This window comes from Kangiella japonica (assembly GCF_039523535.1).
Classification (GTDB): Bacteria; Pseudomonadota; Gammaproteobacteria; order Enterobacterales; family Kangiellaceae; genus Kangiella; species Kangiella japonica.
The window spans coordinates 152,858-173,888 of the sequence record NZ_BAAAFM010000001.1 but is presented as its reverse complement, the minus strand read 5'-3'; the positions used below and the strand labels follow the sequence as shown (position 1 = coordinate 173,888).

The window sequence follows — 21,031 nt, the reverse complement described above, 5'->3', positions numbered from 1 at the left end:
GTTTTGAAACAAATTTTACAAAACCTCGCCAATGGCGAAACGTCTTTAGTTGATGTGCCATGCCCTAAAGCTAAAAATGGCAATGTGTTAATTAAAACTACAAAATCATTAGTATCGGTCGGCACTGAGCGAATGCTGGTAGATTTTGGTAAGGCAGGTTGGATTGAAAAAGCACGCTCGCAACCAGACAAGGTTAAGATGGTGCTTGAGAAGGTGAAAACAGATGGCCTTTCAGCAACCTATGATGCAGTAAAGTCTAAACTTGATCAGCCCTTACCTCTCGGTTATTGCAACGTAGGCACTGTGCTTGATGGCAGTGATACTGGGTTTGAAGTGGGCACTCGTGTGGTTTCAAACGGAAATCATGCTGAAGTAGTGCGTGTACCAAAAAACCTAGTTGCGGCTATACCTGATGAGGTAGATGACGAGTCAGCCTCGTTTACGGTATTAGGTGCTATTGCTATGCAAGGTATACGTCTAATTAAACCAACACTTGGTGAAACCGTTGTGGTAACAGGTTTAGGTTTAATTGGTTTACTTGCTGTTCAGATTTTAAAAGCAAATGGTTGCCGCGTACTAGGTATTGATTTTGATTCTGCTAAGTGTGAGTTAGCAAAACAATTTGGTGCAGAGGTTGTTGACCTTTCAAAAGGTGAAGACGCTCTTGTAGCTGCGGAAGCATTTTCTCGCGGTCGTGGCGTTGATGCTGTGCTAATTACTGCTAGCTCAAAGAGCAATGACATCATGCACCAAGCTGCCACTATGTGCCGCAAGCGAGGCCGTATAGTCTTGGTGGGAGTGGTTGGTTTAGAGCTAAGCCGTGCTGATTTTTATGAGAAAGAGCTAACTTTCCAGGTATCTTGCTCTTATGGCCCAGGCCGTTATGACGAAGAGTACGAAGATAAAGGCAAGGATTACCCGTTTGCTTTTGTACGTTGGACTGAGCAGCGCAACTTTGAAGCGATTCTTGATTTAATGGCATCGGGTGCTGTGAATGTCAAGCCGCTTGTCAGCCACCGTTTTGCAATTGATGATGCAAAAGCCGCATACGAAAAACTAGATGATAGAGCATCCCTTGGTATTGTTTTAGATTACAGCAAAACCAATGCCGCTGATCTAACCAAGGCAACAGTTGCACTTAATGAGCAAGCGAGCTTTGCTACTAGTAAAGGTAACGTTGCCTTTATTGGTGGTGGCAACTATGCATCACGTGTATTAATACCGGCGTTCAAAAATGCAGGCGCTAATTTAACATCTATTGTTACTAGTGGCGGTATCAGTGCGGTACACCATGGTAAGAAGAATGGTTTTGCCAATGCGTCCACAGAGATGGAACAGGCGCTTGATAACAATACAGATACAGTTGTGATTGCTACGCAGCATAACTTGCATGCGTCTCAAGCCATCGCAGCTCTTGAAAAGGGCAAGCATGTGTTTGTTGAAAAGCCTCTTGCGCTTAATCATGTTGAAATTGATGCGATAGAAGCGGCGCAACAAGCCGCAAACACTATGGTAATGGTTGGCTACAATCGTCGTTTTGCGCCACACGTGCAAAAGATGAAAGCATTGCTAGAGAAAAAAGCAGCACCTAAAACCTTTATTATGACCATGAATGCAGGTGATATCCCTGCTGATCATTGGACGCAAGACCCTGCAGTGGGTGGTGGCCGTATTATAGGTGAAGCTTGCCACTATATTGATTTAATGCGCTTTTTAGCCGGTTCTAAGATTAAGTCATTCTCAGCGATTAAAATGGGTGAGAATGATTATGTTGCAGTCACTGAAGACAAAGCCATTATTACTATTACGTTTGAGGATGGCTCTGTTGGCTCGATTCACTACTTTGCTAATGGTGGTAAATCATTTCCGAAAGAGCGCGTTGAAGTGTTCTGTGATGATGCAGTGTTACAACTAGACAACTTCCGTAAACTAACGGGCTTTGGCTGGAAAGGTTTCTCAAAAATGAATCTATGGTCGCAAGACAAAGGCCAAGCTGCCTGCTCACAAGCCTTTATTAACGCAGTAAAAGCGGGAGGTGTGAGCCCAATTCCTCAATATGAAATTTTTGAAGTTGCACGTGTATCAGTGGATATTGCTGAGCAATTACGCAATTAACCCACACTAATAAGGATGCATTAAGGGGGCATTGCCCCCTTTTGTGATTATGAAAAAGCTACTTTTACTCTTCCATACGCTCAAATATCTGCGTTGGCCGCAGTTTTATTATCGCTTGTACCACAAGATTCGTAAACCTACCGTAACCGAGGTGTTTGCTGGAACACTTGCGCCGCGTAGCAAAAAGTGGGTCAGCTGCACTTTGTACAGTGAGAAGATAACGACTGATCTTTTTGCTATCTTTCTAAATCATAGTAAGCAATTGCATTTACCTGCAGATTGGAATGATGAGTCTCATAGCAAGCTATGGGCCTACAACCTTCACTACTTTGAAGATCTACTCGCTGATAACGCTCAAGGGAAACAAGCGTTTCATATTGAGTTGTTGAATAAATGGATAGATCAAAACCCCGTGGGGCATGGTAATGGTTGGGAACCATACCCATTGTCTTTGCGGATTTCGAATGTATTAAAAGCATGGCAAGCGGGCTTGCCGCTAGAACAAAGACATTTTGAAAGTTTGTATGCGCAAGCAAGTTTTTTATCAAAAGACTTAGAAAGGCACCTGTTAGGTAATCACTACTTTGTCAATTTAAAAGCACTGTTATTTGCCGGTGTCTTACTTAACAATAAACGTTGGCTTACAATTGCGACAAAGGGGTTGCTGCAGGAGATTCCTGAACAAACATTGGATGATGGTGCCAACTTTGAACTGTCCCCAATGTACCATGCGTTGATTCTGGTTGATATGCTAGACATGTACAACCTATGCCAAGCATACCAAGATAGCGTGTCGAGCGACTTGCTCAATATATTGGCACATTACCTACCTAAAATGCTATCGTTTATGGAGTTAATGTCGCATAACGATGGTGGCGTGAGCTTTTTTAATGACTCAGTGGATGGCATTGCACCAACTAAACAACGCATTATTTGTTATGCTCTACGACTCGGGTTTGAGTTTCAGCCGATGAACATAGATGTAGCGCAAACTATTGATTCAAATCCTAGTGGCTATATGGTTGCTACGCATAGTAGCAGTAAACTGATATTTGATGCTGCCAATGTTGGTCCTGACTATATTCCAGGGCATGCTCACGCAGATACCTTATCCTTTGAGTTATCAATTGGTCTTGAGCGCGTATTTGTGAACTCAGGCACATCACAATATGGCTTGGGTGAAAAGCGTTTAACTGAGCGTAAAACGGTATCGCATAACACCGTCGAGGTTGATCAAACCGATTCCTCACAAGTATGGAGTGGCTTTCGCGTTGCTAAACGCGCTCGCGTTTTGAACAGAAATTGTCAGGTAGTTGATAACCGAGTTGAACTTAGTGCTGCACATAACGGTTTTAAAAAGATATTTAATGGCCCTATCCACCAGCGTGCGCTTACACTTACAAACAATACGCTAAAAGTAACCGACACCCTGACCGGACGATTCAATCAAGCCGTTGCTCGCTTTTACATTCATCCGGCCATTGATGTGAAACTTAAGGAAAACTTATTAATGCTAAAAGGTGAGGCATTTGAGCTCATTGCAGACATTACTGAGCTACACATCGCGTTGGTTGATAGCACTTGGCATCCTGGGTTTGGACTTTCCTTAAATAACAAATGCCTAGAAGTGTGGTTTACCACCTCTGAGAGTACAATCGAATTTAAATGGACTGAAAAGTAGTATGCATATTTTATTTTTAACTGACAATTTCCCTCCAGAAGGCAACGCTCCTGCAACTCGAACCTACGAGCATACGCGTGAATGGGTGAAACAAGGGCATCAGGTGACTATTATAACCTGTGCTCCTAATTTCCCAGATGGGAAAGTGTTCAATGGCTATAAGAATAAATGGATTTCAAAGGAAGTGTTAGATGGCATCAATGTGTGGCGAGTCAAAACTTACATTACGGCAAATGAGGGTTTTTTCAAGCGTACTCTCGATTTTTTGTCCTTTATGATAAGCAGTTTCTTTTTCGGATTATTTACTAAAAAAGTAGATGTTGTGATTGGTACATCCCCACAATTTTTTACTGTTATTTCTGCGTGGGCGCTCGCCAAGCTAAAGCGTGCTCCTTTTGTCTTTGAGCTAAGAGATATTTGGCCCGCATCAATAACGGCTGTAGGAGCTATGCAAAAAAGCAGAGTTATTTCTGTTTTAGAGAAAGTGGAAATGTTTCTTTATCGTCAAGCTGACTCCATTGTTTCAGTTACTCACAGTTTCAAAAAAGAACTTATACACCGTGGCGTTGACAAGCGAAAAATTGAAGTTGTGCTGAATGGGGTTGATCTTACTACCTACAAACCGGTGACACATAAGGATACAAGGTTAGCTAAAGCTTATGGCTTAAAGGATAAATTCGTTATTGGCTACATCGGTACGCACGGTTTAGCTCATGCACTTGATAAAGTCGTTGAGGCAGCAGAACTGCTTATTGACAATGATGAAATAAAATTTGTATTTGCGGGAGGAGGAGCGGATAAACCTCGGATTGAACGTTTGGTGCAAGAAAAAGGCCTGAAAAATATAGCTTTGATCTCGCGCCAACCAAAGGAAAAAATGCCTCAACTTTGGAGTTTGTGCGATATTTCACTTGTTCATTTGAAAAATACACCCTTGTTTAAAACTGTTATCCCATCAAAAATATTCGAATCTATGGGGATGGGGCTGCCACTGATTATTTCCGCACCAGAAGGTGAGGCAACTAAACTTGTTGAAAGTAAAGAAGCAGGTGTGGTCATACCCCCAGAAAGCCCTAAACGTTTGGTTGAGGCCATTCAGTTCCTAAAACAAAATCGTAAGGTTTTGAAAGCATATAGTGATAGCTCAACCGAAAATGCAACTTATTATTCTAGAGAAAAGCAAGCGGCAGATATGCTAAGTGTTTTGGAAAAACTCCTAGACAATAACCAAGTGGCATAAAAATGTGTGATTCTCAAGGAGAGCCTAGGCTCTAAGCTAAAGCGATCGAACCTTTCAAGGGCGTACTTTTTACTCTTTTAATGTGTACGCTAAAAAAGAATAGGGAACATTAAATATGATATAAATTAGTACTTGCAAGTGAATAAGCTTGTGGTAGAATTCCCGAACTCAAAATAGTCGCGTAGCTCAGTTGGTTAGAGCACCACCTTGACATGGTGGGGGTCGGTGGTTCGAATCCACTCGCGACTACCAGTTTTAAAAAAGTCGCACTTGTGCGGCTTTTTTTGTGTCTACAGGAAATAGAGCAGCAAAGTACTTATGTTGTTCGAGAACTTGTCGTTGGCGTAATGAAGAGCGAGATTGCTTCGACTACTGCGTAGTCTCGCAACGACGAGTAGGGGGCATTCAAGGGCGTTCTCCATAATGTGACTTTTGATAGTCGTTCGAGGTTGCTAGAAGTTTTCTAGTTAGTAATTAAGAGGTACACGCCATTACGTGGAGTGCGGAGCACGACGAAGTAATCTCCTGCCGTTTGCTGTTGATCGGGCGTTTGCTTTATATGTTATCTAGTCTCGATAAGATGCTGAGTTAAATGAAGTATGACATGCCATTAAGTGTTTAAACTCTTGAGGTGGTGCGGTGATAAAAACATCTGCAATATTCATAAAAAAAAGCCTGCGGTTGCAGGCTTTTTATTTGGTTAAGGTATTGGTTTAGTAGATGGTTACTTCGTAGTATCCAGAGCCTTGATAGGCGTGGACTAGAAGTCGGTAGTAACCGGCCGAGAGGTTGTATAGGATGCTTTCGCTGGAGGAGTAGCTTTGTGAGGCTGCGATATAAATCCACTGTTGGCCATTCCAATACTGTAAGTAGAGGTCGAAGTCGGTGTAGGCTGAGCCTTCGAGTTCGAAGGTAAAGTTACCGCCGTAGGTGTAAAACCAGCTTCCATTTGGCTCTATTTTCACGTCTTGGTGGCTGATATAGCCAGAGTACTGATACTGGTTAGTTTGCTGTTCTTCGTTGCCTATCGTGAAGTTAGCTGTATCTCCGTTAATGCTAATATCTTTAACTATTAGCGAGGAGTCAGTGCCATCTACCCAGCGTGCATTGGTTGCGCTTGTGTTGGGGGCATTAAAGTCAAATAAGCCAGATGTAAACAAGTCTCCTGCATCACCCGTATTTACTTTGTTTTCTGGATCTCTATTTCCATCAGCGTGTTCAAGCTGAACGAAGGGTAGGGTTTCATCATTGTTATTTCCGTCTGGATTTATATGCCAAATGGCTAAGCCAGAACCAGGCATCTGTTGGTTTTGTCCTGACTGTTGAACGCTTTCTAAATAGAAAGCTTCGCCTGGATTGCTTGGGTTCGACCAGCGATAAATAAAACTGTCGTTGGGATTATGAGTAAGAGTGCCGCTCACTGCATCCGGGTTTGACTGTGTGTTTAATTCGATCGGAGATAGCCAGCCAGCTAAATAACGGAAATAACCATTAGGTTGTACTGGATTTAGCTTTGTTTCAGCTTCGGCAATACCGAGTCCCATAAGGCCAAAACCCGCAACTGAGCCATAAGACGAGCCGTCGTAGTCGAACAAATCAGGCCAGTGGAAGAGCTGGTGGGCTGTTTCGTGAACAAATGGACCTAGTGCTAATTGTTCGCCCATGTTATTGATTTGGTATTTGTCGGTGCAAACGCCATCAGCACAGAAAGAGGGGATGAGCTTACCCATGTGTGGCCACAACCCTTTGTCCCATGAACTATCTATGCCACCAGCATAGAGAATATTTAAGCCGATGATTTTGCCATTGGCTTCTGTACTAAGCATTGAGAAGTCGAAGTTTTGGCTGCTCTCTAACCAGTTTAAAGCCTCAGTGATAAGCTCTCTTGAGCGAACTGTTGAGTTAAAATTATCATCGGTGTAATAGGCTTTGTTGTGTTGTGCTGTGTAATACTGAGTGACTGTGTTGGTGTAATCAAGTTGTCCGTTAGAGATGTCGCTGAAATATCCGCGGACAGATGTTGCATTACCGAACTCAGAATAATTGGTGCCATTTAGGAAGTTGTCGACTTGGGTCTGTGTGATTGTACCTAGTTCATCAGGAAATTGGATGATTAGGGTTAACCCTTTAACTGAGCCTGTGATTTGTGCGGCTCTTTCTTGTAGTTCTTGCTCTCGAGTTTTTAAGATGATGCTTTGCTGTTGTGTTTCTTCACCCATCTTGTTTTCTTTATTTTCGCCTGATCCTTCTTCTTTTGTGGGTGGTGTTAGGCCTTTTCGTCGAATATAGCGATCGGAGGATGGGTTAAAGTCATTCGACTTTACCAGTTCGCCCGTGGATATGAGCTGGGTCCGATCGGCGTTTGTGTCGGCGTAGACCATGCCACCTACGGCTGGGTCATACATGACCAGTTCGCCGGTAAGACTGTGTTGCTCACCGAAGTAATCATCGCCATTAAGAATAATGGTAACGACGTTGCCATTTGGCTGTGTATATTGATATTTATGTTCGATATAGGGTTTGCTTGCTATAGCTCCCAAGCTCCATGCCAGAAAGCCTACCCCCAGTAGCATGCTTCTAATCATTATGTCATTCCTATCGTTAGAATATGAATTCAGTACGATTTGACCAGTGTTATAGCGAATTTTGATTCACTTTATCTTTGTTTTTACGCAAGCTATACGTAACTAATACCGGTCAAATTATGTGAGATTTATCACATTAAGCGCCTTAGTATATCAGACGATTCGGAAAGATCACGGATTGATTATTAATTAATCAATCGTTTTTGTTTGTGAGGCATTATGTATCAATTTGTACAGTTTTGATCGCTTTGATATGGGGTGCTTTAGTCTGATGTTTTTTCCTTAAACTCGCACAAATCTTCGATAATACAAGAGCCACAGCGAGGCTTTCGAGCCACACAGGTGTAGCGACCATGCAAAATAAGCCAGTGGTGTGCGTCTAATAAGAACTCTTTAGGTACGAACTTTAATAATGCATCCTCTACTTGGCGCACCGTTTTTCCAGTTGCAACTTTGGTGCGGTTTGAAACGCGGAAGATATGAGTATCGACAGCCATGGCAGGCTGGCGAAATGCAGTATTCAGCACTACGTTCGCGGTTTTTCGGCCGACGCCCGCTAAAGCCACTAAATCCTCACGATTATCTGGGACGATCGAGTTATGCTTTTCAATGAGGTCTTTGCAGCAGGAGATGACGTTCTTGGCTTTACTATTAAAAAGCCCAATGGTTTTGATGTATTCCTTTAAGCCTTCTTCTCCAAGCGCGTAAATTGCTTCTGGCGTGTTCGCCACAGGGAATAGTTTACGCGTCGCTTTATTAACGCCAACGTCTGTTGCTTGCGCCGATAAGATTACAGCGATCAGCAATTCGAAAGTTGAGTTATATTCTAATTCGGTTTCTGGGTTTGGGTTTTGGTCATGCAAACGTTGAAATATTTCTTGGCGCTTAGCTTTATTCATTAGTGACTACGTCTCCGCTAATGTTTTGATTATTGGTTCGCTGTTTGGCTTTCTCGGCTGCTCTGCTATCGATAATGTTCTTTAGGGCTATCAACACGCCTAAAGCGACGAAAGCGCCTGGTGGTAATATGGCAAAAAGGAATTTAGCGTCCGTAATGTAGAATGATAATTCGAGGCTACTGGCCCAGCTACCGAGCAATTGCTCCGCGCCTGAAAAAAGCGTGCCTTGCCCCACGATTTCGCGTAACGCCCCTAGCGTACAGAGTACCGCGGTAAAGCCTAAACCCTGCATCAAGCCATCGAGCAAGGATGGGAAGAAAGCATTTTTGGAAGCAAACGCTTCAGCGCGTCCAATAATGGCACAGTTGGTTACGATAAGTGGGATAAAAATACCAAGCGTTAGGTATAAATCGTAGGTGAAGGCGTGCATCAAAAGGCCAACGTTTGTCACAAAACTCGCGATCATCATGACAAAGATAGGAATACGGATATCCTTAGGAGTGTAGTTTCTAACCAGTGAAACTGAAGCATTTGAGCCAGCTAATACCAATAATGTCGCAAGACCAAGTCCTAAGCCGTTGATGAAGGTATTACTAACGGCAAGAAGAGGGCACAGACCTAGCAGTTGCACTAATGCTGGGTTATTGTCCCATAAACCGTTTTTAATAATCGTTTTGTTATCTATATCGGTCATAATACTAGCTTACCCAAATACTTTTTCTAAGTGCGAAGCAACCATTCTTATAAAACAGGTTTGATGAAGACATTTTTCGGCATAGAGTGTTTAACTTACCTTGTGAGATTACCACGTCTTGCTTCCGCACTCCTCGTAATGACGAGTTGATTGTAAGATTCAGCATCATTTGTCGTCCTCATCATTAGCTGTACAGTTCTTAGGTGCGCCAAACAGTTCGTCTTTGTGTTTATCGAAATACTGCAAGGTTTTCGATACTTGGCCGACGACGGCTCTCGGTGTGATGGTTGCGCCCGTAAACGCTTCAAAGTTGCCACCGTCTTTTTTGACACTCCACTGCTCAATCGCCGGATTAGAGAGCGACTTTCCTTCAAAGGCGAGAATCCAGTCACTTTTATTCACATCGACTTTATCGCCAAGCCCAGGGGTTTCTTTGTGGTCAGTGACCCTAAGCCCAGCAATGGTACCATCATAGTAAACACCGAGTACCATACTGATTTTGCCACTGTAACCATTTGGAGCGACCGTTTCCATGACCAGTGCTACTGGCTTGTCATCATAAAACATTCTATAGACTTGCAGCGGGCTTTTATTATCGAGATTCGAGTTGGCTGGGATTAGTGTGCAGTCGTGGTGCACGTCATTATTATATTTATCGGCAGGGACTAACTGATCTAAAGTGCGAGCGAGCGCAGCTTTCATTTCGCCTTCAATAGTGTCACGAGTAATATAATAAGTGATGGCAATAAGCCCTACGCAGACAGCGGCAAAAGCAGCAAGAATCAAAGCGTTTTTACTAATGACTTTACCTAACATTAGTTGGCTCCTTTTGCTTTGATTACGTGTACTTTCTCGTCATGACCTTTTTTTGTTCCATGACCCTTATTTGCTTTATGGCCATAGACTCTAGGCTTTGTGTAATAGTCGATCATCGGTACCGTCATATTCATAAGGAGTACTGCAAAAGCGATGGCATCAGGGTAGCCGCCAAAGGTGCGAATTAAAACGGTGATAACCCCAATGCCAAGACCAAAAATCCAACGGCCTTTTGGTGTGGTCGAAGCGGTTACAGGATCTGTGGCGATAAAGAAAGCGCCGAGCATGGTCGCGCCAGCGAAGCCATGGAACATAGGGAACAAGTAGTGATCGCTGTTGGCAAAAAATAGCGGAAGCGATACTAGTCCCATGCCAAGTAAAACCGCGATCGGAATTTGCCAGCCGATGATACGCTTAAATAACAACACTAAACCGCCCGCTAGAAAGCCTAGATTGACCCACTGCCAACCGACGCCAGAAAGTCCCGTAATAATAGCGGCAGATTCCGCCTCGGGGATGCGGTAGCCTTGGGCTAGTTCAGTTTTAACGTGATCGAGTGGCGTCGCCATAGTGAAGCCGTCGACCCCTTGTTTTAACGAATCCACCGTCGTTGGGTCGGATGCCGCACCTGTAAAAATAATAGCGATAGTTTCAATAAATCCTACAGGGTTTGCTGCTAGCTCTTGTGGCGGTAACCACGTCGTCATCTCAAGTGGGAAGGAGATCAGTAATAAAACATACCCAACCATAGCAGGGTTAAAGATGTTGTTACCAAGACCACCGTAAACGTGCTTAGCGAAGACGATGGCAAAACTTGTGCCTAACACCGTCATCCACCAGGGTAACAATGGCGGCAGGGCTAAAGCTAAGAGCCAAGCTGTAACGAAAGCACTGCCATCCCACAAAATGGGGGCGATTGGTCTTTTGCGTATCTTTAGGATAAACGCTTCGGTTAATAATGCGACAGAGCAGGCTATTATTAAGTTAATAAGTACGCCATAGCCGAAAAAATACAGTAAGGCGAAAAGGCCTGGCAGGGTAGCGATGACAACCCACAGCATCATCTGGGTAACTGAATTTGGCTTCTTAGCAAATGGTGATGATAATATACTCATAGCGTTTTCTTATAGCTCCCCTTCTTGATTATCATCAGTCGATTTTTGTGCTTCTTTTTTAGCTTTAACGCGAGCAAGTGCAGCTTGTACTGCGGCTTTCTTGGCATCTTTTTTACCTGCTTCGGCGGCGACTTTTTTGCGTGCTTCGGCAGCCTTGCGATGACGCTCTGCTTTTTCACGCTTTACACGTTCTAAGCGTTCTTGGCGTGCCTCGTGACGCTCACGAGCCTTTTCAGCTTTAATTTTTTCTATTCTGTTATTACGAATAGTCGATTTGGCGTAACGATAATATTGCACCAGCGGAATGTGGCTCGGGCAAACATAGGCACAAGCTCCACACTCGATACAGTCGAACAAGTCATACTCTTCCGCTTTATCGAATTCGTCTGCTTGAGCGTGCCAGTAAAGCTGTTGCGGCAGTAATGACGCAGGACAAGCATCCATACATTTGCCACAGCGGATGCATGGCAAAGCAGTTTGGTCCATGCCGAGCTCACCGTCAGCCGACATGATGATGCAATTAGTCGCCTTGACGATACCCACTTGGTCGCTCGGTAATTCATAACCCATCATGGGGCCACCCATGATTAAGCGTTTTGGCTGTGTAGAGCCGGTTGCTTTTACTAAGTGATGAATCGGAGTGCCAAAGGGTATCCAGTAGTTACCAGGTTGTTGGCATGCTTCACCGGTTAATGTTACAAGGCGCTCGACCAAGGGCTTTCCTAAGGCTAGTGCTTGGTATATCGCAAAGCAAGTTCCAACGTTATGCATGACCAAGCCGAGGTCTACAGGAAGTTTTCCATGAGGTACTTCTTGGCCGGTTAATAATTGAATCAGTTGTTTTTCACCGCCGCTGGGGTACTTCGTCGGCACAACGGCTAACTTAATATTGTCGAGCTCTAAGTTTTTTCGAGCTAAATCTAAGGCTTCGATGGCTTTAGGTTTGTTATCTTCGATACCGACAATGATTTTAATATCATGGTAAAGCTTGCTGATGATTTCTGCGCCTTTCAAGACTTCCTCGGCGTGTTCCTGCAGTAGCTTATCGTCGCAAGTGACGTAAGGCTCACACTCAGCTGCGTTGATGATTAGCGTATGAATATTGTCTTTTTGCTTAAGCTTGATATGGCTTGGGAAGGAAGCTCCGCCAAGGCCGACGATACCTTTTTCGAATATTTGCGCTAGGATTTTTTCACGAGACAGCTCTTTACCTGATAAACCTTCTAAATTTTCAACAGGCGATAACTCTGTCCATGTGTCTTCGCCGTCTGGCTTTATCACGATGCATAAATCGTCGAGGCCAGAGGGGTGAGCAATGGTACGCTCTTCAATAGCGATCACTTCGCCGGATGTTGGAGCGTGTTGATAGGCACTAAAAACACCGTCACACTCAGCGATCATTTGGCCCTTGAGAACTTTGTCGCCAACATTAACTACGGGTAAAGAACGATTGCCTGCTTGGCCTTTTAAGTTGATAACGAGCTCATCAGCCAAAGGTATGCGACGTATTTCTGCTTGATTGGATTGAAGTTTGTGTTCTTCAGGATGTATTCCACCCGGAATCTCAAAAATTGGTATTTCAGACGTGAAGTTTGAACGTTCCATTAGTTCGCCTCCACTTGTTTGATCGGGATCATTTGCTCGGGTTGTTGCCACTTCCAAGTAGAAATAGTTTGCGGCAGTTCAATCATATCGATGCAGTCTACCGGGCAAGGTTCGACGCACAAATCACAGCCAGTGCATTCGTCAATTATAACCGTGTGCATTAATTTTGGTGCGCCAAGAATCGCGTCTACAGGGCAAGCCTGAATGCATTTAGTGCAGCCGATACATTCGTCTTCTCGTATGTAAGCTACGCTTGGTGGTTTTTCTTCGCCGCGCTCTTCATCAAGCGGAATTACTTCTCGACCTAACAAGTCAGCCAAGGCTTTAACGCCCGCTTCGCCACCAGGAGGACACTTGTTAATTTCATCGCCATTGGCGATTGCTTCTGCGTAAGGTTTACAGCCAGGATAACCACACTGACCACACTGGGTTTGCGGTAAAATATCGTCGATTTGCTCGACAATTGGATCGCCTTCGACTTTGAATTTAATCGAGGCGAAACCGAGCACCCCGCCAAATATAAGGCCAAGTACAGCGAGAATGATAACTGCGGTTATTAAGTCCACGCCAACCCCTTACAACTTAACCAAGCCAGAAAAGCCCATAAAGGCAAGTGACATTAGGCCAGCGGTAATCATCGCAATAGAGGCGCCTTTAAACGGAACTGGCACGTCGGCCGCAGCTAAGCGCTCGCGCATGGCTGCGAAAAGAACTAAAACTAAAGAAAAGCCAACTGCTGCACCAAAGCCATAAACAACTGACTGTATGAAATTATGCTGTTCGTTGACGTTAAGTAGGGCAACGCCCAAAACCGCACAATTGGTGGTGATTAAAGGCAAAAATATTCCAAGTAGGCGATACAGAATAGGACTGGTTTTATGAATCACCATTTCGGTTAATTGCACCATCACGGCGATAACCAGAATAAAGGACAGTGTCTGCAAATACTCCATATTCATTGGCGCCAAAATATAAGTATTGACGATATAACTCAGAGCGGAAGCTAGGGTCAGAACAAAAGTGGTGGCGACAGACATACCGATGGCGGTTTCGAGTTTTCCAGACACGCCCATGAATGGGCAAAGTCCTAAAAACTTAACCAACACAAAATTGTTTACCAAAACGGTACCAATAAAGAGCAGTAAATAGTCGCCCATGAAAAGTGATCGCCTTAAAGTCTTGTTTTAGCAAGAATTTTACTAAAAATTTAGAGGTCTCAAACTTCCCTATATTATGCTAGATAGCGGGGGTATAAACAACCGTATCTAAAGCGGGTTACGTCGAATATTCGGATTACGAATATTAGGGATGAATTTTTTCAGTACGCTCGTTAGACTAAGGTCAAAACTGAAGCCAACGATATTTTTATGAAAAAGCTATTACTTTGTTTAAGCAGTGCTATGTTCGTTTTCGCCAGCTCTCAAGCGGTGGCAGAAAGCAGCTTGCCAAGCATTATTGACTACAAAAGCAGTCATCACCCAACCGTAGCCAAGAATGGTATGGTTGTGTCGAGACAATACTTGGCTAGTCGTGTCGGTAGAGATATTTTAAAAAAGGGTGGTAGTGCGGTCGATGCAACAATCGCTACCGGCTTTGCTTTATCGGTGGTGCTACCTGTAGCGGGTAATATCGGTGGCGGCGGCTTTATGTTGGTTCACGATGCTGAGTCGGGTGAAACTATTGCCATTGATTACCGTGAAAAAGCGCCCGCCAAAGCTCACAAAGATATGTACTTGGACTCAGAAGGGAATGTCGACCGACAAAAAGCACGTTTTAGCTATTTGTCCGTAGGTGTACCTGGAACGGTTGCTGGTTTTGAACTAGCGCATAAAAAATATGGCAAGCTGCCTTGGAAAGACTTGGTTGAGCCAGCAATTCGTCTAGCCGAAGATGGCTTTGTCATGAACTGGGACTTAGCGAGCAAGCTTGAGCAGCGTCGCACACATCTAAGCCAGTCTGAAGCAACTAAGAAGGCATATTATAAAAAGGATGGCTCAAGCTATCAGTTAGGCGAATTGTTTGTGCAAAAAGACTTAGCTTGGTCGCTCAAGCAGATTCAGGCTCATGGGGCTAAAGCTTTCTATCACGGTGAGGTCGGTAAAAAAATCATTGCTGCTATGGAAAGACATGGTGGCATAATTTCTATGCAGGATTTAAAGGATTACCAGCCAAAAGTGCGTGAAGCTGTTAAAGGAACTTACCGTGGTTATGACATTGTAGCGATGCCGCTACCGAGTTCGGGTGGCTTACATATTATTCAAATGCTCAATGTTTTAGAACATTTTCCGCTTGCTGATTTTGGAGCAAATACTGCAAAAACCATTCATCTGATGGCTGAGGCCATGAAGTATGCCTATGCTGATCGAAGTAAGCATTTAGGGGATAGTGATTTTTATGATGCTCCAGTGGAGTGGCTGATCAGTAAAGAGTATGGCGCAAAAATTGCCAAAAGGATCCGTTTAGACACCGTCACACCTTCTACTGAAATTCAGCCCGGCACCCCAGTTGCGCCAGAAAGCCCAGAAACCACGCAAATCTCTGTGGTCGATCAGTGGGGTAATGCAGTCTCTAATACTTATACTCTGAATTACTCATTTGGCTCCGGTTTAGTGGCGGAGGGCACTGGCATTTTACTCAATAATGAGATGGATGACTTCTCAGCCAAGCCTGGTGCGCCTAACGGCTATGGTTTGATTGGTGGTGAAGCCAATGCCATTGAAGCCTATAAGCGTCCACTAAGCTCGATGACTCCAGTTATGGTGTTTAAAGATGGGCAGTTAAAGTTATTAACTGGTAGTCCAGGGGGAAGCAGAATCATTACCGCTGTTTTGCAAATTCTAGTTAACGTCATTGATCATGATATGAACATCGCTTCAGCCACCCACAGCCCAAGATTTCATCATCAATGGCTACCAGACGTTTTATTTGTCGAGCCAGAATTAAATCAAGATACGGTAGAGCTTTTACAAAACATGGGCTACAAAGTCAAACGCAGCGGAACTATTGGTGCTACTCAGTCGATACAAATTGAAGACTATATTTACGGTTCAGCGGATCCAAGGAGACCAAACGCAGAGGCTGCGGGGTTTTAAAGTTGCTATCGTTCGATGTTTTGAAATAGAGAGGAGTGGTCTGATACAAGAGATTACTGCGTACACGCTCCTCAGTATTAAGCGTTTTTAAAGATCATCACCCATGGTCGGTTCGACAGGTGTAGCACCACGAGGTTTGTTGTTAACCTTTGAGGGCTTTTCTTTTTCCTCTGTTGCTGGCTTGTTCTGTTTGTTCTGGGGTTTTTTCGTGTCTGCTTTGTCTTTTCGTAAAAAGCGGATGAGTAGCCAGATAGCGACACCAGTGATAAACAAAATTCCCCAGACAAGGGCAATAAACTTAACGTCGCTGAAGAATTGCTCTTTATTGCCATCGAACAGTTCGACCATGGTGTTAAGGATAAGGGGGGAGTAGGTATCGATATTTTCAGCAGGATGACCGAAGCATAAAGCGCCAGCAAGTACTACAGAAGATAAAAACCATTTCAGTAGGAAGTGTTGCTTCCTAAAGGTAAACCAGACCAAACCTGCCAGCAATAGTGTTAAGCCAATATAAAGCCCCCAAGCTGCTCCGTAATTCTCGAAAGTAGAAATAACGGCGTCAGCTTCAAGCTGCATGGGTTCGGTTGAATCAGTAATCATGGTTATTTATCTTCTTGCTAACTTATTGATATGTTTAGGTATTGTGCGTTAGCAGGCTAATTAAATCAATATCTTAATCATTAGGCTGCTAACGCTTTAGCGAGCTTACTTTACGCGCATACCTGGTTGAGCGCCTTCGTCTGGATTCATGATCCACAGGTCTTTGCCGCCTGGACCTGCTGCCAGTACCATGCCCTCCGACATACCAAAACGCATTTTGCGTGGCGCTAGGTTAGCAACCATAACGGTTATCTTACCCTCTAGGTCTTCTGGGTTGTAGGCAGATTTAATACCGGCGAATACTTGTTTCGTCACGCCTTTGCCAAGGTCTAGCTGTAATTTTAGAAGCTTGTCAGCGCCTTCAACATGTTCAGCTTTAGCAATTTTAGCAATTCTTAAATCAATTTTATCGAAATCTCCAAATTCAATTTCATCTTTAATTGGATCATCCAATTGAGGTTCGTCCAACTTTGCTTCTTCTTGCAAGTCTTCTTTAGAATCTTCAATCATGGCTTCAACCTGTTTCATGTCGATGCGCTGCATCATGGGTTTGAACTTATTGATTTCGTGGCCGGTGAGCACTTCTTGAGCACTCGCCCAGTTAAGACTGTCGAGCTTTAGGAAGTCCTGAACTTTACCTGCAAGCTCTGGTAACACTGGCGCTAAGTAAGTGGTCAGGGCTTTAAACATATTGATGCCAAGGCTACACACTTGGTGTGCGCGTTCTTTAGTATCGTCGTTCTTAACCAGCTTCCAAGGCTCTTCGCTAGCGATGTAGGCGTTAGCTTTGTCGGCAAGCATCATAATGTGTTTAACAGCACGGCCAAAATCACGGTTTTCATAATGTTGAGCAAGTACTTCAGACGCTTCTGTAAACTCTTGCATCAATGCTGGCTTGATAACTGTATCGCTTAGCTTGCCATCGAACTGCTTGGTGATAAAGCCTGCGCAACGGCTCGCAATATTAACTAATTTGCCGACTAGATCTGAGTTTACACGCTGTACAAAGTCTTCCAAATTCAAGTCAAAATCATCGATACGGCTTGATAGCTTGGCCGCATAATAATAACGCAAGAATTCAGGGCGGAAGTGCTCTAAATAGGTTCTGGCTTTAATGAAGGTGCCCTTAGACTTTGACATCTTATTGCCATTGACTGTGACAAAACCATGAGCCCAAACAGCGCTAGGAGTGCGGAAGCCAGCACCATTTAAAACTGATGGCCAGAATAGAGTGTGGAAGTAAATAATGTCTTTACCGATAAAGTGGTAAACCTCGGCGTCGCTATCTTTGCCCCAGAAGTCATCGAAGCTAATATCGTCGCGTTTGTCGCACAAATTCTTAAAGCTCGCCATGTAGCCAATCGGCGCGTCTAGCCAGACGTAGAAGTATTTGTCCTTTTCGCCTGGGATTTCCCAGCCAAAGTAAGGCGCGTCGCGTGAAATGTCCCATTGACGTAAATCATCCAGCCATTCGTTCATTTTGTTTTGAACTTCAGGTTGAACGTGAGGTGTGCCCTCTATGGTTCCAGAACTTAACCAATCGCGCAAAAAGCCTTCGAAGCCTTTTAAGTCAAAAAAGAAGTGCTCAGACTCCTTTGTGATAGGCGTCGCACCCGAAACTGCAGATTTAGGATTAATCAACTCGGTGGTGGTGTAAGTGGCGCCACAGTTATCGCAGTTGTCGCCGTACTGATCGTCAGACTTACATTTTGGGCAAGTGCCTTTAACAAAACGATCCGGCAGGAACATGTTCTTTTCTGGATCATATAGCTGGTTAATAGTTTTCGAGCTGATATGACCTTTTTCTTTGAGCTTAAGGTAAATGCTCTGGGTCAGCTCTTTAGATTCTTGGCTGTGTGTCGTGTAGTAATTATCGAAACCAATCAAAGCATCGGCGAAGTCTTTTTCGTGCGCTTCTTGGCTTTCTTGAATAAAGGCTTCAGGTGTTTTGCCTTCTTTTTGCGCACGCAACATCACTGGCGTACCGTGGGTATCATCAGCGCATACGTAGAAACACTGATGACCTCGTGACTTTTGGAAGCGAACCCAAATATCGGTCTGAACGTATTCTAACAAGTGGCCAATATGAATGTCGCCGTTGGCGTAAGGCAGGGCACTTGTGACTAAAATTTTGCGTTGGGTCTGTTGATTTTCAGCAGTCATGAACAATACTTCGTGGTTAGAGAGGTTTATTTCAGTTATAGCGGTGAATCTTACTGGTTTTGGCCCAATTTTTCATTAACTAATTAAGCTTTAAGTTGGGTCAAGGGCAATCAGCCCTTGGTTTTATGCGCTAAAAGACTTAGACTTTGAGGCATCCCCTAGAAACCTCTAATTTCTAAATTATATGGTCACTGAAGAACAGATTCGCGAATACCTTTCTGAATACCGAGATCCCTTTCTTAAACAAGACTTAGTCGATGCTAAGGTATTGAAAAATATTGAAATAAAAGGTGATGTCGCCATTATTTCATTGAAACTTGGCTTCCCTCTTGGTCAATATCAAGAACTATTGAAGAAAGAACTGACGGAATTCTTAAACAGTAAAGCGCCATCGTTAAAAGTTGAGCTAAATATCAGCTGGCGCGTGGACGCCCATGTTCACCCGGCGAAAGTTAAAGCGATGCCGAATATTAAGAACATCATCGCGGTGGCTTCTGGTAAAGGTGGTGTCGGGAAATCGACGACATCGGTAAATTTAGCGTTAGCACTAAGAGCTTTGGGCGCTAATGTCGGTATTTTGGATGCGGATATTTACGGTCCTAGTATGCCGATTATGCTTGGGATGCAGGGTAAGAATCCTGAAACCATCGATAAGAAGTCGATATTGCCAATTACTAGCCATGGTTTACAATCTATGTCGATAGGCTATTTAGTTAAGCCTGAGCAAGCCATGGTGTGGCGCGGCCCGATGGCTAGCGGTGCTTTACAACAGCTGATTAATGATACGCAGTGGAAAGATTTAGACTACCTGATCATTGACTTACCTCCAGGAACTGGTGATATTCAGTTGACCATGGCGCAGAAGATTCCTGTTACCGCAGCGGTTGTGGTGACGACGCCACAAGATATCGCTCTGGCGGATGCTAGAAAAGCGGTAACCATGTTTAATAAAGTATCTGTGCCGGTGTTAGGCGTTGTGGAAAATATGGCGATGCACACCTGTTCAAACTGTGGCCACGAAGAGCATATTTTTGGGCAAGGTGGTGGTGATATTCTGGCTAAAGAGATTGGTGTCGAGCTGCTCGGCAGTTTGCCATTATCGCTTAATATTCGTGAGCAGACTGATGCTGGTGAGCCGACAGTAGCTAAAGAGCCGGAGTCGGAGATTACACAGCGATACTTGGATATAGCGCAACGAATGGCTGCCAAATTGTCGTTAGAAGCGAAAGATTTTAAGGCTAGTTTTCCGTCAATCTCGATTGAGAATACGTAGGGAAAGCGCATTTTTTTGCAAAGCGTTTAAAAAGATAATATTAGAAATAGAGAACATACATTATGAGCATAAAATCAGATAAATGGATTCGCCGCATGGCGGAGAATGAGGGGATGATCGATCCGTTTGAACCTGGTCAGGTTCGACATATCAACGATCAAAAAATCGTGTCTTACGGCACATCAAGCTATGGTTATGACGTTCGCTGTTCGGAGCATTTTAAGATCTTCACAAACGTTCACTCTAGTATTGTTGATCCTAAAAACTTTGATGAAAAAAGTTTTGTCGATGTGCAAAGCGACGTTTGTATTATCCCACCAAACTCTTTCGCGCTCGCGAGTACGGTCGAATACTTCAGAATCCCACGCAGTGTGTTAACCGTTTGTTTAGGTAAATCCACTTATGCACGTTGCGGCATTATCGTCAACGTAACACCACTTGAGCCTGAGTGGGAAGGGCACGTCACCCTAGAGTTTTCGAATACAACGCCATTACCAGCAAAAATATATGCAAATGAAGGCGTTGCGCAAATGTTGTTCTATGAATCAGATGAAGTTTGCGAAACCTCGTATAAAGATCGTGGTGGTAAATACCAAGGTCAGCGCGGTGTTACATTGCCTAAAACATAAGGTCAGCACAGTTTTTAGTCTTTGTGATAAGTGGTGGCTTTTTCCGCCACTTTCCCGACAACCTGTTTTAATAAAACACTATAAGTTATTAAATAATATTTAACGTACCACACAAGATAAAAAGGAAGAGCTATGGAAGCTATTAAATCTAACGAGGGAGTGTTGGTTCCTAACCCGTTTGTTTCAATCTGGACAAGCCCACGAGATACCATAAAGCGTATTGTCGATCATGATCCTGAACACAAAGTTTTATTGATTACTTGTTTGGCGGGGATTGTTAATCTAATTGGAGAGTATAGTAATAAGAGCTTAGGAGATACCTACGATGTAACACTGTTACTTATATTGGCCGTGATTCTGGGGCCGATATTTGGAGTGATTGGACTGTATCTTGGAGCGTGGCTCATTGGACTGACTGGTAAGTAGTTAGGTGGGCAAGCGAGCACCGAGCACTTAAGGACAGCGATTGCCTGGGCTAATGTTCCAGTCATCATGGTTTTGGTTCTCTTCATTCCTAAACTTTT

17 protein-coding genes and 1 tRNA gene are annotated in these 21,031 nt (G+C 43.8%); 8 read left to right on the top strand and 10 right to left on the bottom strand.

Features of this window, described 5'->3' with window-relative positions; all coding sequences use genetic code 11:
- The first annotated feature begins 3 nt into the window (after positions 1-3).
- From ABD128_RS00790 to ABD128_RS00775, 4 genes are all read left to right on the top strand, one after another.
- Positions 4-2,115 carry a bi-domain-containing oxidoreductase gene (locus ABD128_RS00790; RefSeq protein WP_343985244.1) on the top strand — a complete coding sequence of 704 codons (2,112 nt, stop codon included), beginning with the start codon at positions 4-6 and terminating at the stop codon, positions 2,113-2,115.
- A gap of 49 nt (positions 2,116-2,164) precedes the next feature.
- The gene (locus ABD128_RS00785) at positions 2,165-3,796 is read left to right on the top strand and encodes a heparinase II/III family protein (protein WP_343985243.1); all 1,632 of its coding nucleotides are present in this window, start codon (positions 2,165-2,167) and stop codon (positions 3,794-3,796) included.
- 1 nt (position 3,797) lies between these two features.
- Positions 3,798-5,036 (top strand): glycosyltransferase family 4 protein, encoded by a 1,239-nt coding sequence (locus ABD128_RS00780; RefSeq protein ID WP_343985241.1) that lies wholly within the window; start codon positions 3,798-3,800, stop codon positions 5,034-5,036.
- 175 nt (positions 5,037-5,211) lie between these two features.
- Positions 5,212-5,288 (top strand) — tRNA-Val (locus ABD128_RS00775).
- 461 nt (positions 5,289-5,749) lie between these two features.
- On the opposite strand, the gene ABD128_RS00770 is transcribed toward ABD128_RS00775, so the two are convergent.
- From ABD128_RS00770 to rsxA, 8 genes are all read right to left on the bottom strand, one after another.
- Positions 5,750-7,621 (bottom strand): M6 family metalloprotease domain-containing protein, encoded by a 1,872-nt coding sequence (locus ABD128_RS00770; RefSeq protein ID WP_343985239.1) that lies wholly within the window; start codon positions 7,619-7,621, stop codon positions 5,750-5,752.
- Positions 7,622-7,884: 263 nt separating this feature from the next.
- A complete protein-coding gene (gene nth, locus ABD128_RS00765; protein ID WP_343985237.1) occupies positions 7,885-8,520 on the bottom strand; it encodes an endonuclease III in 636 nt (211 codons plus the stop codon).
- Positions 8,513-9,214: an electron transport complex subunit E gene (locus ABD128_RS00760; RefSeq protein ID WP_343985235.1), complete on the bottom strand. Its 702-nt coding sequence runs from the start codon at positions 9,212-9,214 to the stop codon at positions 8,513-8,515. The genes nth and ABD128_RS00760 overlap by 8 nt, the downstream gene beginning before the upstream one ends.
- A gap of 165 nt (positions 9,215-9,379) precedes the next feature.
- Entirely contained in the window at positions 9,380-10,030 is a 651-nt protein-coding gene (gene rsxG, locus ABD128_RS00755) for an electron transport complex subunit RsxG (RefSeq protein ID WP_343985233.1), read from the bottom strand.
- Positions 10,030-11,145, bottom strand: coding sequence for an electron transport complex subunit RsxD (gene rsxD / locus ABD128_RS00750; protein WP_343985231.1), 1,116 nt, complete (start codon positions 11,143-11,145; stop codon positions 10,030-10,032). The genes rsxG and rsxD overlap by 1 nt, the downstream gene beginning before the upstream one ends.
- Positions 11,146-11,154: 9 nt before the next feature.
- Complete coding sequence (gene rsxC / locus ABD128_RS00745) at positions 11,155-12,750, bottom strand: electron transport complex subunit RsxC (RefSeq protein WP_343985229.1); 1,596 nt, start codon at positions 12,748-12,750, stop codon at positions 11,155-11,157.
- Positions 12,750-13,316, bottom strand: coding sequence for an electron transport complex subunit RsxB (rsxB, locus tag ABD128_RS00740; RefSeq protein ID WP_343985227.1), 567 nt, complete (start codon positions 13,314-13,316; stop codon positions 12,750-12,752). The genes rsxC and rsxB overlap by 1 nt, the downstream gene beginning before the upstream one ends.
- Before the next feature lie 9 nt (positions 13,317-13,325).
- A complete protein-coding gene (gene rsxA / locus ABD128_RS00735) occupies positions 13,326-13,907 on the bottom strand; it encodes an electron transport complex subunit RsxA (protein ID WP_343985225.1) in 582 nt (193 codons plus the stop codon).
- 210 nt (positions 13,908-14,117) lie between these two features.
- Here rsxA and ggt point away from each other — a divergent pair, with 210 nt between their 5' ends.
- The gene (gene ggt, locus ABD128_RS00730) at positions 14,118-15,842 is read left to right on the top strand and encodes a gamma-glutamyltransferase (protein ID WP_343985223.1); all 1,725 of its coding nucleotides are present in this window, start codon (positions 14,118-14,120) and stop codon (positions 15,840-15,842) included.
- 87 nt (positions 15,843-15,929) lie between these two features.
- Here the strand turns inward: ggt and ABD128_RS00725 are convergent, their stop codons facing one another.
- Together ABD128_RS00725 and metG are read right to left on the bottom strand one after the other, a co-directional pair.
- A complete protein-coding gene (locus ABD128_RS00725; RefSeq protein WP_343985221.1) occupies positions 15,930-16,442 on the bottom strand; it encodes a hypothetical protein in 513 nt (170 codons plus the stop codon).
- 105 nt (positions 16,443-16,547) lie between these two features.
- A complete protein-coding gene (metG, locus tag ABD128_RS00720; protein WP_343985219.1) occupies positions 16,548-18,605 on the bottom strand; it encodes a methionine--tRNA ligase in 2,058 nt (685 codons plus the stop codon).
- A gap of 184 nt (positions 18,606-18,789) precedes the next feature.
- On the opposite strand from metG, the gene apbC reads away from it, so the two are divergent.
- From apbC to ABD128_RS00705, 3 genes are all read left to right on the top strand, one after another.
- Entirely contained in the window at positions 18,790-19,878 is a 1,089-nt protein-coding gene (apbC, locus tag ABD128_RS00715; RefSeq protein ID WP_343985217.1) for an iron-sulfur cluster carrier protein ApbC, read from the top strand.
- Between the two features lie 62 nt (positions 19,879-19,940).
- Positions 19,941-20,507 carry a dCTP deaminase gene (gene dcd / locus ABD128_RS00710; protein WP_343985215.1) on the top strand — a complete coding sequence of 189 codons (567 nt, stop codon included), beginning with the start codon at positions 19,941-19,943 and terminating at the stop codon, positions 20,505-20,507.
- 132 nt (positions 20,508-20,639) lie between these two features.
- Complete coding sequence (locus ABD128_RS00705; protein WP_343985213.1) at positions 20,640-20,933, top strand: hypothetical protein; 294 nt, start codon at positions 20,640-20,642, stop codon at positions 20,931-20,933.
- Positions 20,934-21,031: the final 98 nt, after the last annotated feature.